14 protein-coding genes are annotated in these 13,022 nt (G+C 73.1%); 7 read left to right on the top strand and 7 right to left on the bottom strand.

Translation table 11 applies throughout. The annotated features are described in order from the left end of the window. Window positions 1-11: 11 nt before the first annotated feature. The 6 genes from pgsA to HJG45_RS18565 all read left to right on the top strand — a co-directional run bounded on the left by pgsA (window position 12) and on the right by HJG45_RS18565 (window position 3,975). Entirely contained in the window at window positions 12-632 is a 621-nt protein-coding gene (pgsA, locus tag HJG45_RS18590) for a CDP-diacylglycerol--glycerol-3-phosphate 3-phosphatidyltransferase (RefSeq protein WP_171613743.1), read from the top strand. A gap of 201 nt (window positions 633-833) precedes the next feature. Further along, complete coding sequence (locus tag HJG45_RS18585; RefSeq protein WP_171613741.1) at window positions 834-1,364, top strand: hypothetical protein; 531 nt, start codon at window positions 834-836, stop codon at window positions 1,362-1,364. A gap of 7 nt (window positions 1,365-1,371) precedes the next feature. After that, on the top strand, window positions 1,372-1,623 hold the full coding sequence (gene moaD, locus HJG45_RS18580) for a molybdopterin converting factor subunit 1 (RefSeq protein WP_171613739.1): 252 nt from the start codon (window positions 1,372-1,374) through the stop codon (window positions 1,621-1,623). Continuing rightward, window positions 1,620-2,165 carry a molybdenum cofactor biosynthesis protein MoaE gene (locus HJG45_RS18575; RefSeq protein ID WP_174890501.1) on the top strand — a complete coding sequence of 182 codons (546 nt, stop codon included), beginning with the start codon at window positions 1,620-1,622 and terminating at the stop codon, window positions 2,163-2,165. Before moaD ends, HJG45_RS18575 begins: the two co-directional genes overlap by 4 nt. Beyond that, complete coding sequence (locus HJG45_RS18570; RefSeq protein ID WP_171613737.1) at window positions 2,162-2,530, top strand: VOC family protein; 369 nt, start codon at window positions 2,162-2,164, stop codon at window positions 2,528-2,530. Before HJG45_RS18575 ends, HJG45_RS18570 begins: the two co-directional genes overlap by 4 nt. An 8-nt stretch (window positions 2,531-2,538) precedes the next feature. After that, on the top strand, window positions 2,539-3,975 hold the full coding sequence (locus HJG45_RS18565; RefSeq protein WP_368040627.1) for a hypothetical protein: 1,437 nt from the start codon (window positions 2,539-2,541) through the stop codon (window positions 3,973-3,975). 125 nt (window positions 3,976-4,100) lie between these two features. Here the strand turns inward: HJG45_RS18565 and HJG45_RS18560 are convergent, their stop codons facing one another. The 6 genes from HJG45_RS18560 to HJG45_RS18535 form a co-directional block, all read right to left on the bottom strand. After that, a complete protein-coding gene (locus HJG45_RS18560; protein ID WP_171613735.1) occupies window positions 4,101-5,099 on the bottom strand; it encodes a branched-chain amino acid ABC transporter permease in 999 nt (332 codons plus the stop codon). Then, window positions 5,096-5,959, bottom strand: a complete 864-nt coding sequence (locus HJG45_RS18555; RefSeq protein WP_171613733.1) for a branched-chain amino acid ABC transporter permease — start codon at window positions 5,957-5,959, stop codon at window positions 5,096-5,098. The genes HJG45_RS18560 and HJG45_RS18555 overlap by 4 nt, the downstream gene beginning before the upstream one ends. 24 nt (window positions 5,960-5,983) lie before the next feature. Beyond that, the gene (locus HJG45_RS18550; protein ID WP_174890500.1) at window positions 5,984-6,742 is read right to left on the bottom strand and encodes an ABC transporter ATP-binding protein; all 759 of its coding nucleotides are present in this window, start codon (window positions 6,740-6,742) and stop codon (window positions 5,984-5,986) included. Beyond that, window positions 6,739-7,494, bottom strand: a complete 756-nt coding sequence (locus HJG45_RS18545) for an ABC transporter ATP-binding protein (RefSeq protein WP_368040626.1) — start codon at window positions 7,492-7,494, stop codon at window positions 6,739-6,741. Before HJG45_RS18545 ends, HJG45_RS18550 begins: the two co-directional genes overlap by 4 nt. Window positions 7,495-7,496: 2 nt before the next feature. Next, window positions 7,497-8,831: an ABC transporter substrate-binding protein gene (locus tag HJG45_RS18540; protein WP_171613731.1), complete on the bottom strand. Its 1,335-nt coding sequence runs from the start codon at window positions 8,829-8,831 to the stop codon at window positions 7,497-7,499. Between the two features lie 204 nt (window positions 8,832-9,035). After that, the gene (locus HJG45_RS18535) at window positions 9,036-10,340 is read right to left on the bottom strand and encodes a transcription antitermination factor NusB (RefSeq protein WP_254452619.1); all 1,305 of its coding nucleotides are present in this window, start codon (window positions 10,338-10,340) and stop codon (window positions 9,036-9,038) included. A 51-nt stretch (window positions 10,341-10,391) separates the two neighbouring features. On the opposite strand from HJG45_RS18535, the gene HJG45_RS18530 reads away from it, so the two are divergent. Continuing rightward, on the top strand, window positions 10,392-12,113 hold the full coding sequence (locus HJG45_RS18530; protein WP_254452618.1) for a glycosyltransferase family 39 protein: 1,722 nt from the start codon (window positions 10,392-10,394) through the stop codon (window positions 12,111-12,113). On the opposite strand, the gene HJG45_RS18525 is transcribed toward HJG45_RS18530, so the two are convergent. Then, the gene (locus tag HJG45_RS18525) at window positions 12,100-12,930 is read right to left on the bottom strand and encodes an alpha/beta fold hydrolase (RefSeq protein ID WP_171613727.1); all 831 of its coding nucleotides are present in this window, start codon (window positions 12,928-12,930) and stop codon (window positions 12,100-12,102) included. The two genes, HJG45_RS18530 and HJG45_RS18525, sit on opposite strands and share 14 nt — an antisense overlap. Between the last annotated feature and the right edge of the window lie 92 nt (window positions 12,931-13,022).

Here is a 13,022-nt window from a genome sequence, read left to right as displayed (position 1 = left end):
TGCGGCCGGCCATGCCGACCGACCTGCCCAACCTGCTGACCCTTTCGCGCATCGCCGCCGTGCCGCTGCTGGTGGCGCTGGTGGCCCTGCGCACGCCCTGGGGCGATGTCGCGGCCTGCATCGTCTTCTCCGCCGCCGCGATCACCGACTATTACGACGGCAAGATCGCCCGGGAGCGGCAGATCGTCTCGGGCTTCGGCCGCATGCTGGACCCGATCGCCGACAAGCTGCTGGTCGGCGCGGCGCTGATGGTCATGGCCGGCAGCGACCGGCTGACCGACTGGACCCTCTACCCGGCCATCGTCATCCTGCTGCGGGAGATCCTGGTCTCGGGCCTGCGCGAATACCTGGCCGGGCTGCGCATCGGCCTGCCCGTCTCGCGGCTGGCGAAGTGGAAGACCGGCTTCCAGATGGGGGCGCTCGGCACCCTGCTCGCGGGCGATTCCGCGGCGGCGGTGCTGCACCTCTCCTTCCTGCCGGTCTCGCTGATCGGCGAGGCAATGCTCTGGGTGGCGGCGGCGCTGACGCTGGTGACCGGCCGGAACTACCTCGTCGCCGGGCTCCGCCATGCCGAGGCCGATTCCACCGGCCGCGCCGCCGAGGCGGGGCACGAGCCGGCGATCCGGCCTTGAGACGGCGGCGGGGGCAGCGCATCTTCCGGTAGAGGCCCTCGACTTCGGGGCGACAGGAGCGGGTTCATGCGAGGGATGGGCGGGACGGCAACCAGGGCAGCCACGCTGGTCGTTGGGGTTTTGCTGGGCGGCTGCAGCTGGTTCGACAACGGCTCTGCCCGGGTCGCCGACGGATTGGGCGATTTCGGCGGACGCATCGGCATGCCCTGGGGCCCCTCGCATCCCAAGCCGCCGGAGGACAGCACCACCATCGCCCGGCTCACCGGCGCGCCGGTGGCGACCACGCCGCTCACTACCGAGGAGGGCGATGTCTGGCCGGTGCCCGAGGCGCCGCGCTCGACGCTCGCCAACCCGGATGCGGCGATGCGCGGCATCCCGAATTACAGCCCAAGCGAGCTCGACCGCCCGCGCGTCTCGAACGAGGCGCGGCCGCTGCCGCCCAACCTGCGCAGCGGCGCCTCCTCGCCGCCCCCCCTGCCGCCGGTGCGGACCGAGCCGCAGCAGCAGAGCTTCGTGCCGCCGTCCGGCGATACCCGGCCGCCGGCGCGCCGCAATGACGGGCGGGTGATCGTTACCCCGAACGGAACCGCGGCGGTCACCACCGGCGGCACCGACCGCATCCAGGGTTATGTACTGCCCGGCGGCGCCTCCGGCACCGCCATCAACGACGGCTCCACGACGACGCTCGTCGGCCCGAATGGCCAGGTGCAGGTCGTGCCGAATCAGCGCTGAGGCCGGCATGCGCGTGCTCTATTTCGCCTGGGTGCGGCAGAAGGTCGGCGTCGCGGAGGAGGACGTCTCGCCGCCGCCGGAGGTGCGCGACGTCGCCGGGCTGGTGGCCTGGCTGGCGGCCCGCAGCCCCGGCCATGCCGCGGCCTTCGCCCAGGCGCGGCAGATCCGCGCCGCGGTGAACCAGGAATTCGCCACCCCCGACGCCTCCCTCGCCGGCGCCGAGGAAGTCGCCTTCTTCCCGCCGGTGACCGGCGGATGAGCGCGCCCGATGACCATAGCGGCGAAGACCACGGAGGTCTGAATCGGCCGCGCCAGGTTGCCAGCGCGCCCGAAGGCCGCGTCGTGCCGACGGTGCGGGTGCAGGAGGCGCCCTTCGACCTCGCCGCCGAGAGCGCCGCGCTCGTCGCCGGCCGGGTCGATGTCGGCGGCCTCGCCAGCTTCGTCGGCCTCTGCCGCGCCGATGACGGCCTCGCCGCGCTGGTGCTGGAGCATTATCCCGGCATGACTGAGCGGGCCATCGCCGGCATCGCCGCCGAGGCCTGCGCCCGCTGGCCGCTGACCGGCTGCACCGTCATCCACCGCCATGGCCGGCTGGAGCCGGGGGCGCCGATCGTGCTGGTGCTCACCGCCTCCTCCCACCGCGCCGCGGCGCTGGAGAGCTGCGCCTTCCTGATCGACTGGCTGAAGACCCGCGCGCCCTTCTGGAAGCGCGAGGAGTTCGCCGGCGGCGCCGAGCGCTGGGTCGAGGCGAAGGCCGAGGACGATGCCGCCGCCGCCCGCTGGGAGATGCGGGGCGCATGAGCCCGGAGCGCCTCGCCCGGGTGGAGCTGGCCTGCCAGGACCCCCACCGGCAGCGCGACTTCTTCGCCCGCATCCTCGGCCTGCCCCCGGCCGAGCCGGGCAATGCGCTGCGCTTCAGCATCGGTGAGCTGGAGCTGGTGCTGCGGCCGCGCGGCGACGCCCTCTTCGCCTCGGCGCGGCATGCCGAGGGCGGCGCCCTGCTCGCCTTCCCGGTCTCGGATGCCGAGCTCGAGCGCTGGCACCGGCGCATGCTGACCGCCCGCGTCGCGGTGCTGGACGCCCCCGGCCCGGCCGGCGCGCCGCCGCGGCTGCTGCGGGTGGCCGATCCGGAGGGCAATGTGATCGAGTTCTACGCCGCCGCGTGAGAAGGGGCGTGACGGCCTGGCCGGCCATCCTCGGCGGCGGCGCGCTGCTGCTCTGGCCAGCGGCGCTGAACGGATACCCCCTCGTCTTCAGCGATACCGGCGCCTTCCTGGCGCAGACCATCGAGCACATCCCGATCTGGGACAAGCCGATGGTCTACGGGCCGCTGCTGCACCTGTTTCATTTGCGGCTGAGCCTCTGGCTGCCCATGGCGGCGCAGGGGCTGGTGCTGTCCTGGCTGCTCTGGCTGGTGCAGCGGGTCCTAGACCATGATCCGCTCACTCCAGTTCGCGGATCATGGTCTAGGCCATTGTTGGGTCACGCGATTCACGCCTTCGGTGATCCCACCTCAGGCGATCGCGCTCTGGGACGTGTCACCGCCGGGGCGCATCTGCTGCTCTGCGCCGGGCTGGCGGCGGCGACGGCGGCGCCCTGGTTCGCCGCCTTCCTGATGCCGGACTGGCTGGCGCCAGCGCTCGTCCTCGCCCTCTTCCTGCTTGGCTTCGCGGCGGACCGGCTGGGGCGGGGGGAACGCCTCGCCCTCGGGCTGCTCGCCGCCCTCGCTTGCGCCGCGCATCTGTCGCACCTGCCGCTCGCCGCCGCGCTCATCCTGCTGGTGCTGGTGGTGCGGCGCGCCTGGCGCCCGACGCTGGCCTGCGCCTTGCCGCTGCTCGCCGCGCTCGCCCTGCTGCTGGCGACGAATCTCGCCGTCCATGGCCGCTTCGGCATCTCGCCCTATGGCGCCGTCTTCGCCCTCGCCCGGCTGGTCGCCGACGGGCCGGCGGCGCGGACCGTCGCGGCGCGCTGCCCGGCGGCGGGCTGGCATCTCTGCGGCTGGGCCGGGCGGCTGCCGACCGATGCCGATGTCTTCCTCTGGGCGCCGGACGGCCCGGTCTCGCCGCCGCGGATGGATGGGCCGGAACGCTTCGGCCCGATCGCCCTCGCCCCCGAGGCCGGCGTGATCCTGCGCGAGACGCTGTGGCGCGAGCCGCTCGGCGTGCTGCGCGCGGCGGCGACGAATGCGCTGCGCCAGCTCGGCATGGCGCGGGTCGGCGACACGCTCGGGCCGGAGAACCTGGCCGGCACGGTGGGGCGCGAACTCGCCCTCGGCTTCCCGCCAGGGGAGGCGGCGCGCTTCGCGGCCTCCTTGCAGGCGCGCGGGTTGCTGCGGCAGGCATCGGCGCCCTTCCTGCCGCTGCATCCAGCGGCGCTGCTGCTCGGCGCGGCGGGGGCGCTGCTGGCCTGGGGATGGGCAGCGCGGCGGGGGGATCGGCGGCGCCTCGGCCTGGTGCTCTGCGTGCTGGTCGGGATCACCGCCAATGCCGCGACGACCGGCGCGCTCTCCGGCCCGCATGACCGCTACCAGGCCCGCATCGCCTGGCTGCTGCCGCTTGCCGCCCTGCTCGCCTGGCCTCCGCGGCGGCCCCAAGCCCCGCCGGCCGCCTGAGCCATCCCTCCCCGCTGTCGCCATCCGTTGCCCTGCCGCGGCTTCGCCGCGGCAGGCTGTGACGCATCCAGGACCTGAGGCGAATCACGGGGCCCCCGCGACGGCGCGCAGCGACGTCGTGGGGATTATGCCGTCGCCCGCTCCGCCGCCGGCTTGGCCGCCGCCCGCCGCGCCCGCCGCTCGAACAGCCCGGCGATGCCGCGCGGCAGGAACAGCATGAACAGCACCAGCAGCAGCCCATAGACCAGCGGCGCGCCACCGGTGAACTCGGTGCCGAAGCCGATGCGCAGCGCCTCGTCGAGGCCGATGGTGATGATCGCGCCGATGGTCGGGCCGAAGGGCGCGTACATGCCGCCCGCGATGGCGCCGAAGACGATCTGCAGCGAGATGCCGAGGCCGGCCAGGGATTCCGGGTTCAGGTATTGCCGGTATTGCGCCGTCAGCGCCCCGGCCAGCCCGGCGAGGGCGACGGAGATCACCGTCACCTTCATCTTCTCCCGCGTCACCCGGATGCCGATCGAGGCGGCGGCGTCCTCATCCTCCGAGATCGCCGCCAGCGCCTTGGAGGACATGGAGCGGTCAAGCAGCCGCCAGGCCAGCAGCCCGCCCGCCCAGGCGATGAGTGCGATCCACCAGAAGCCGGTCTTGTCGAACTGCATGGCGAGGAATTGCTGCCCCGGCGGCGCCTGCACCGGCGTCATGCCGAGCGAGCCGCCGGTATGGTCGCGCAGGGCGACGATCAGGATGCGGACGATCTCGCCGGCGGCGAGCGTCACCAGCGCGAAGTAATGCCCGACGACGCGCAGCCGGAAGGCCGGATAGGCGAGCAGCATGCCGATCGCCACCGCGACGGCGACGCCGATCGGGATGCCGAGCCAGGGCGTCAGCCCCGCCTCGTTCCAGAGCAGCGCCATGGCGTAGGCGGCGGCGCCGAGGAAGGCGCCATGGCCGAAGGAGACCAGGCCGAAGCGCCCCATCATCGCCCAGCCGGTGCCGGCCAGCGCCGTCAGCGCCATGGTGATGAAGACATGCATGGCGTAGTCCGGCGGCGAGAGCAGCGGCACCGCCCCCAGCAGCAGCACCCCGAGGGCCAGCAGGGCGACATCCCTTGCGATTCCGCTCATCGCGCGAACAGCCCCTTCGGCCTGATGAACATGACGAGGATGAAGAAGGCGAAGGCGACGACGTAGGAAAACTCGGTGCTGCCCCAGAAGCCGCCGACCGAGATGATCAGCCCCATCAGGAAGGCGGCGAGGAAGCCGCCCAGCATGTTGCCGAGCCCGCCCATGACGCAGATCATGAAGGTGATCGGGCCGAAGGAGAGGCCGACGAAGGGGTGCACGTCGAGCTGCACCACCAGCAGGCAGGCGGCGAGGCCGGCGAGCGCGCCGCCGACCGCCGAGGCGATGAGGTAGATCCGGCGCGGATCGACGCCCATCAGCGGCATCACCTCGCGGTCCCGGGCGATGGCCCGGATGGCGGTGCCGACATAGGTGAATTTCAGGAAGGCCCAGAGCACCGCGGCGCCGAGCAGCGCGGCGCAGAAGGCGGCCAGCTTGGTGCCGCTGACGAAGACCTCGCCCACCTCCATCGGCGGCATGTCGACGCCGAGCGAGCGGAATTCGGTGGAGAAGACCAGCGTCGCCGCGCCCTGCAACACGAAGAGCACGCCGCCGGTCGCCAGCACCTGGTTGATCGGCGGCGAGGTCAGCAGCGGCCGTACCACCAGCAGGTGCAGCAGCATGCCGAGCAGCGCGATCACCGGCAGGCAGGCGGCGAAGGCCAGCGCCAGCGGCCAGCCGGCCTGGGTGTGGAGGAACCACACCGTGTACATGCCGACCATGACCAGCTCGGCATAGCAGAGCCAGACCACATCGACGACGCCGAAGACGAGGTTCAGCCCCAGCGCCGGCAGGGCGAAGACGCCGCCGAGGAGGATGCCGTTGACCAGCGCCTCCAGGAAGAAGGGGTCGAGGAAATCCATGCGTGATCCCTTTGCGGCGCGGCGTCAGTGGCCGCCCAGATAGCTGCGGCGGATCGCCGGGTCGGCGGCGAGATCGGCGGCGCGCCCCTCGGCCGCGACGCGCCCGGTCTCCAGCACATAGGCGCGGTCCACCACCCGCAGCACCTGGGCCACGTTCTGCTCGACGATCAGCACCGTCAGCCCCTCCTGCCGGATGCGCTTCACCAGCTCGAAGACCTGCTGCACGACGATCGGCGCGAGGCCGGCCGAGGGCTCGTCGAGCAGCAGGATCTTCGGGCCGGACATCAGCGCCCGGCCGATGGCGCACATCTGCTGCTCGCCGCCCGACATGGTGCCGGCGAGCTGGTGCCGGCGCTGCTTCATGCGCGGGAAAAGCTCGTAGACATGCTCGCGCCGCGCCTCGAAATGCGGCCGCGCGGCGCGGGTGAAGGCGCCGACACGGAGATTCTCCTCCACCGTGAGATGCGGGAAGAGGCGGCGATTCTCGGGCACATGCGCGATGCCGAGCCCGGGCAGCGCATGCGGCGGCACCTGCGCGAGATCCCGGCCGCCATAGCGCAGCGTGCCGGCGCGCGGCCGGATCAGGCCGGAGATGACGCGGAGCAGCGTGGTCTTGCCGGCGCCGTTCGGGCCGACGACGCCCACCGCCTCGCCCGGCTCCACCCGCAGCCCGACGCCGAACAGCGCCTGGAAGTCGCCATAGCCGGCCTGGATGCCGGAGAGCTCCAGCACCTCCCCCACGGCGCGGGGGGCCGCGCCCGGCTGTTGCAGCGCCGCGCTCATGCCGCGCGGGTCTCCGGCGGGCCGAGATAAACCTCGGCGACCTTGGCATCCTCCTGCGCCTCGGCCGGGGTGCCGCGGAAGATGACGGCGCCGTGGTCGAGCACCACGACGCGATCGACGACGGAGAGAAGCACGCCCATGATGTGCTCGACCCAGACGATGGTGACGCCGCGCTCGTCGCGGATGCGCTTCAGCATGTCGGCGGCTTGGCGCATCTCGCCGGTATCGAGGCCGCCCAGGCTCTCATCGGCGAGCAGCAGCTTCGGCTGCGTCGCCAGCGCCCGCGCCAGTTCCAGCTTCTTCAGCCCGGCGGCGCCGAGGCCATGCGCCGTCGCCGCGGCATCGTCCGGCAGTTGCGCCAGCCGCAGCGCGTCGCGCGCGCGCCGCTCCGCCTCGGCGCGGTCGATGGCGCCGCCGGCGCCGTAGAAGGCGGCAAGGACCGCGTTCTCGAGCAGGGTGAGGCCGCGGAAGGGGCGCGGGATCTGGAAGGTGCGGCCGATGCCGCGGCGGCAGGTCTCGTCGGCGGTGCTGCCGGCGATCTCGGCGCCGGCCAGCCGCACCGAGCCCGCGCTCGGCCGCAGCATGCCGGCGATGCAGTTGAAGGTAGTGGACTTGCCCGAGCCGTTCGGCCCGAGCAGCCCGAGGATCTCGCCCTGCCCGACGGTGAAGGAGACCTTGTCGACGGCGGTGAAGCCGCCGAAGCGCTTGGTCAGATCCTCCACCTGCAGCAGCGGCGCGCCGGCCGCCGACACGCTCAGGACCGGAGCGCGTAGGGGTTGTCGGGCGGCAGCGGCAGCACCGGCTCACGGCCCAGCGAGGCCGGCCAGATCACGTGCGACTTGGCGTTGTCGAACTGCATCACCACGCAGATGCTGCGGCTGTTCTGGCCGGCCATGGCGGATTCCGGCGGCTCGAACTTCACGCCATAGCCCTGGATGGTGCCGCCTTCCGGCACGTCCACCTGCAGCGCCGCCTCGCGCAGCGCCTCGGCCGTCATGCCGCCGGTCTTGCGCACCGCCGGCTTCAGCACGTGCTCGAGGAAGATCCAGGTGTTGTTGAACCCCATCGAGGCATGCGTCGGCAGGTCGTTCATCTTGTGCTTCGCCTGGTAGCGGGCGACGAAGGTCTTCGCCAGATCGCCGACGCCGGGCTGCAGCTTCTCCCAGTCCAGCATCTGCGTCGCCGCCGGATCGGCGTTGCACATGCCCTGAAGGTCCTTGCCGAAGGTCTCCCACAGCCGGTCGATCTGCGACCAGCCGGCGCCATGGCCGAAGAGCATGCGGAAGCGCAGGCCGCCGGAGCGCGCCTGGCGCAGGAAGAGCGTGATGTCGGGGTTGTAGCCCACCTGGTAGACGATGTCCGGCCGCTCCCGCCGCAGCTTGGTCACCAGCGTCGAGAGATCGGGCGTGGTCGCCGAATAGGCCTCCTTCAGCACCACCGGCATGTTGCGCTTCCTGGCATTCGCCTCGATGGCCGAGGAGACGCCGGTGCCATAGGGCCCGTCCTCGTAGATGACGGCGAGCTTCACCTTCTCGGGCGCCATGCCGAGCTTCTTCTGCGCCTGCTCGTGCACCACCGAGACCGTACCCTCGGCATACTGGTCGGAATGCACGGTGGGGCGGAAGACGTAGCGGAAATGCTTGTCCTTCAGCACCGCGGTCGCGATCGCCGAGGTGATCCACATGATCTTCTTCTGCGCCTCGAACCGCCCGGAGAGCGGCACGGCATGGGCGGAGGAATAGACGCCCATCACCACCTCGAGCCCCTCCTGCCCGAGCAGCCGCTCCGCCTCGTTGATGGCGACATCGGCTTTGCTCTGGCTGTCGGCGCTCACCGCCACCACCGGCCGCCCGTCGACGCCGCCGCGCTCGTTGAACAGCGCGATCGCCACCTCGGAGCCGTTGAAGAGCGGCACGCTGCCGGCGCCGGCGAAGGGGCCGGAGAGGTCGGTCAGCAGCCCGACCCGCAGCGGGTCGCCGCCACGCGCCGGCGCGGTCTGCGCCCGTGCCGTGGCCGGCACGCTGGCGGCGAGGCCGAGACCGGCCCCCGCCTGCAGCAGCGTGCGACGTGAAGTCCCGTTGCGCTCCATCTCGTCCGTCCTTCCCTGCCTCGCGGCCGGGCGCGCGGGGTGGTCCCCGTCGGGTGAACGGACGTCAGGACAGGCTGGAGCATCGATCCGGCGGGGCCGGGGCGCCTGCGCTCCCCCCAACGCCGCGTTCCTTTGCGCACGGCCTTTCGCACAAACTGAGACAAGCGGTGCGGCGGCGTCAAGCGACAGCGCCGCTCGCGGTGTTCATTCCTTGTGGAAGCGGGCCATGAAGAAGCCGTCCATGCCGCCCTGCACGGCCCAGAGATCGGGGCGGGTGCGGACGGCGCCCTCCGGGGTGAGGGCCCCGGCGAGGCCGGGCAGCTCCTCCGGCCGCACCGGGTCGAGGGCGAGGCCGAGGGCCGCGGCGGCGGCCAGATGCGCCTCTCCCTCCTCCGCCTGTAGGGAACAGGTGGCGAGGACCAGCCGCCCGCCCGGCGCGAGATGCCGCGCCGCCGCCGCCAGCAGGTCCCGCTGCAACGCCGCCGCCGCGCCGACATCCTTCGGCCGCTTCAGATGCGGCACGTCCGGGTGGCGGCGGATGGTGCCGGTCGCGGTGCAGGGCGCGTCGAGCAGGATGGCCTCGAAGGGCGCGCCGCCGGGCGCCCAGCGCAGCGCATCAGCGACCACCAGCTCGGCCGGCAGGCGCAGCCGCGCCAGGTTCTCCTGCAGCCGCGCCGCCCGCTTCGGGTCGCGCTCCACCGCCGTCACCGCGGCGCCGGCGGCGGCGAGTTGCGCCGTCTTGCCGCCCGGGGCGGCGCAGAGATCGGCCACCCGCTCGCCCGGCCGCGCCGCGAGCAGCCGCGCCGGCAGGGCGGCCGCGGCGTCCTGCACCCAGAACCCGCCCTCGGCGAAGCCGGCGAGCTCGGTCACCCGCGTCCCGGCCGGGTAGCGATGGCTGCCGGTCGGCAGCGCCTCGCCGCCCTCGGGCGCGGCGGCGCCGGGGGCGAGGCTGAGATCGAGCGGCGCCTCCTGCCGGTGCGCCGCGGCGATGTCGCGCACCGCCGCCCCATAGGCGGCGTGCCAGGCGCTCCAGAGCCAGCCCGGCGTATCCAGCCGCTCGGCATCCAGCCCCTCCAGCGCCGCCGGCCCAGCCTCGGCCACCCGCCGCAGCACCGCATTGACCAGCCCGGCGAAGGGCTTCGGGACGAGGTCGACGGCGCTGCCGACCGCGGCATGGGCGGGGGTGCCGAGCAGCAGCAGCTCCGCCGCGCCGATCCGCAGCACGTTGCGCACCGGCCCCGGCGGCTCCCGCCGCAGGAAGGGCTCCAGCACGGCATCGAGCGAGCCGGCGCGGCGCAGCACCGAAGCGGCGATCCGGTGCGCCGCCGCCTTGTCGCGCGGCGAGACGGCGGCCCCGGGCCGCGCCTCGCCCTTCTCCCGCATTCGGTGCGGCCGGCCATCGGTGGGCAGGGCGTCCAGCGCCTCCTCGAGCGGCCGGTGGCGGAGCAGGACGGCATCGAGCAGGAGGGCGGCGGCGCGGCGGGCCGGGTTCTGGGTGGGGGCTGCCATGAGGCCGCCCTTTATGGCCGCCGGCACCGGCCCATGCTAGTCCGCCCGCCCATGCACATCTCGGCGCCGTCCAGCCCCGACCCCTCCCTCGGTGCCCTGCCGGAGGCCCTGCAACGCCGCCCGCGCCTGGCGCTGGTGCTGCTCTGCCTCGCCCTCTGGCTGCCAGGATTCTTCACCCTGCCGGCGACGGACCGCGACGAGAGCCGCTTCGCCCAGGCAACGAAGCAGATGGTCGGGAGCGGCGACTATGTCCGGATCCGCGTCGGCGAGGAGGAGCGCAACAAGAAGCCGGCCGGCATCCACTGGCTGCAATCCGCCTCGGTGCACCTGATCGAGGCGACCCATCTCGGCACGCGGCGGGATATCTGGCCCTACCGGCTGCCGAGCCTGCTCGGCGGCATCCTCGCCGTGCTGGCCACCTTCCACTGGGGGCGTTCGATGGTCGGGCGGCGAGCCGCCTTCCTCGGCGCGGCGATGCTCGCCTCCTCCCTGGTGCTGGTGGCCGAGGCGCATATCGCCAAGACCGATGCGGCGCTGCTGGCGACGGTCGCCGCCGCCATGGGCCTGTTCTCCCAGGCCTATCTGCGGCCGGAGCGCTTCACCGCCCGCCAGGCCGCCGGCTTCTGGCTGGTGCTCGGGGCGAGCGTGCTGCTGAAGGGGCCGGTCGGGCCGATGGTGCCTCTGCTCGCCGGCATCACCCTCGCGGTCGTCGATCGCGGCGCCCCCTGGCTGCGGGCGCTGCGCCCCGGCTGGGGGTTGCCGCTGATGGTCGCCGCCGCGGCGCCCTGGTTCGTCGCCATCGGCATTGCGACGGAGGGACGCTTCTTCGAGCAGGCGGTGGGCGGCGACATGCTGTCCAAGATCGGCAGCGGCGAGGAGAAGCATGGCGGCCCGCCCGGCTTCTACCTGCTGACCTTCGCCATCGCCGCCTTCCCCTCGGCCTGGATCGTGCTCACCGGCCTGCCCGCGGCCTGGCGCGACCGGCTGAACCCGCCGACGCGCGTCCTGCTCGCCTGGGTGGTGCCCTCCTGGCTGGTCTTCGAGGCGGTGCAGACCAAGCTGCCGCACTACACCCTGCCGCTCTACCCGGCGTTGATGCTGCTTGGCGCCGCCTGGGCCATGGACCCGCTGCGGCACATGCCGCCGCGCTGGTGGCAGCGGGTGATGCTGGGCCTGCTCGGGCTGGTGGCGCTCGGCCTCGGCGCGGCGGCGCTGGCGGCCTGCTGGGTGATGTTGCGCGAGCCCTTCGGCGGCGGGCTGCTGGTGCTGCCGCTCGCCGCGCTGCTGGTCTGGGTCGTCGCCGGCAGCGCCCGGCGCGGCGCCTGGGGCCGGGCCGGGCTGCTCGGCGCGCTGCTCGCCGTGCCGCTCTATGCCGCGGTGCTGGAGGCGGTGGTGCCGCGGCTCGAGCCGCTCTGGATCGCGCCGCGCCTCGCCGCCACGCTGGCGGCGCGGGCGCCGGGCCTGGCGCCCGGCGCCTTCGGCATCACCGGCTATTCCGAGCCCTCGGTGCTCTTCGCCACGGGCGGCGAGACGAAGCTGCTGCGCACCGGCACGGATGCGGCGCAGTTCCTGGCCGGCGGGCCGGGCCGCGTGGTCGCGGTCGGCAACCGGGCCGAGAGCGACTTCCAGCACGAGGCCGCCACCCTCGCCCTGTCGGTGCAGCAGATCGGGCAGGTGACCGGCTTCAACTACACCCGCGGCCGCTGGATCACGCTGATGCTGTTCCGGCGCGGGGCGGAGGCGCCCCGCCCGGCGCCGCTCAGCCCCGGATGAAGGCGAGCAGGTCGGGGTTCACCACATCCGGATGGGTGGTGCACATGCCATGCGGCAGGCCTTCATAGGCCTTGAGCGTACCGTTCCGCAGCAGCTCGACCGAGAGCGGCGCGGAATCGTCATAGGGCACGATCTGGTCGTCCAGGCCGTGCATGACCAGCACGGGCACCGCGATCCGCTTCAGGTCCTCGGTGAAGTCGGTTTCCGAGAAGGCCTTGATGCAGTCGTACTGCGCCTTGGCGCCGCCCATCATGCCCTGCCGCCACCAATTGTCGATGGCGCCCTGCGAGGCCTTCGCGCCCGGCCGGTTGTAGCCGTAGAAGGGGCCGGACGGGACGTCGCGGTAGAATTGCGCGCGGTTCGCCGCAAGGCTGGCGCGGAAGCCGTCGAAGACCTCGATCGGCAGCCCGCCGGGATTGCTCGCCGACTTCACCATCACCGGCGGCACCGCGCCGATCAGCACCGCCTTGGCGACCCGCCCCGGCTCGGCCCGCGCGACATAGCGGGCGACCTCGCCGCCGCCGGTCGAATGGCCGACATGCACGGCGTCGCGCAGGTCGAGCGCCGCGGCAAGCTCGATGACGTCGGCGGCATAGGTGTCCATCTCGTTGCCCGTCGCCGTCTGGGTCGAACGGCCATGGCCGCGACGGTCATGCGCGATGACGCGGCAGCCGGCCGCGAGACAGGCCAGCATCTGGTTGTCCCAGTCATCGGCGCTGAGCGGCCAGCCGTGATGGAAGACGATCGGCGGCGCCTCGCGCGGCCCCCAGTCCTTGTAGAAAATCTCGGTGCCATCGCTGGTGGTGATCAGGCCCATAGGTCGATCCTTCCGCTGCAGGGAGCGCAGCACCCTATCCGACAACCGGCCAGGGGCATCCGCCGTTCACCCGGTTTCGCGGCCAATTCACC

Source organism: Roseicella sp. DB1501, assembly GCF_013112485.1.
Lineage (GTDB): Bacteria > Pseudomonadota > Alphaproteobacteria > Acetobacterales > Acetobacteraceae > Paracraurococcus.
This window is presented reverse-complemented; position numbering and strand designations above follow the sequence as displayed.

Bases quoted from the DNA above. Each gene is read 5' to 3' on its own strand.
- HJG45_RS18540 (WP_171613731.1), bottom strand. From the start codon at position 8,831: ATGGAGCGCAACGGGACTTCACGTCGCACGCTGCTGCAGGCGGGGGCC.
- HJG45_RS18550 (WP_174890500.1), bottom strand. From the start codon at position 6,742: ATGAGCGCGGCGCTGCAACAGCCGGGCGCGGCCCCCCGCGCCGTGGGG.
- HJG45_RS18530 (WP_254452618.1), top strand. From the start codon at position 10,392: ATGCACATCTCGGCGCCGTCCAGCCCCGACCCCTCCCTCGGTGCCCTG.
- HJG45_RS18555 (WP_171613733.1), bottom strand. From the start codon at position 5,959: ATGGATTTCCTCGACCCCTTCTTCCTGGAGGCGCTGGTCAACGGCATC.
- HJG45_RS18525 (WP_171613727.1), bottom strand. From the start codon at position 12,930: ATGGGCCTGATCACCACCAGCGATGGCACCGAGATTTTCTACAAGGAC.
- HJG45_RS18585 (WP_171613741.1), top strand. From the start codon at position 834: ATGCCCTGGGGCCCCTCGCATCCCAAGCCGCCGGAGGACAGCACCACC.
- HJG45_RS18575 (WP_174890501.1), top strand. From the start codon at position 1,620: ATGAGCGCGCCCGATGACCATAGCGGCGAAGACCACGGAGGTCTGAAT.
- HJG45_RS18560 (WP_171613735.1), bottom strand. From the start codon at position 5,099: ATGAGCGGAATCGCAAGGGATGTCGCCCTGCTGGCCCTCGGGGTGCTG.
- pgsA (WP_171613743.1), top strand. From the start codon at position 12: ATGCCGACCGACCTGCCCAACCTGCTGACCCTTTCGCGCATCGCCGCC.
- HJG45_RS18570 (WP_171613737.1), top strand. From the start codon at position 2,162: ATGAGCCCGGAGCGCCTCGCCCGGGTGGAGCTGGCCTGCCAGGACCCC.
- HJG45_RS18535 (WP_254452619.1), bottom strand. From the start codon at position 10,340: ATGGCAGCCCCCACCCAGAACCCGGCCCGCCGCGCCGCCGCCCTCCTG.
- moaD (WP_171613739.1), top strand. From the start codon at position 1,372: ATGCGCGTGCTCTATTTCGCCTGGGTGCGGCAGAAGGTCGGCGTCGCG.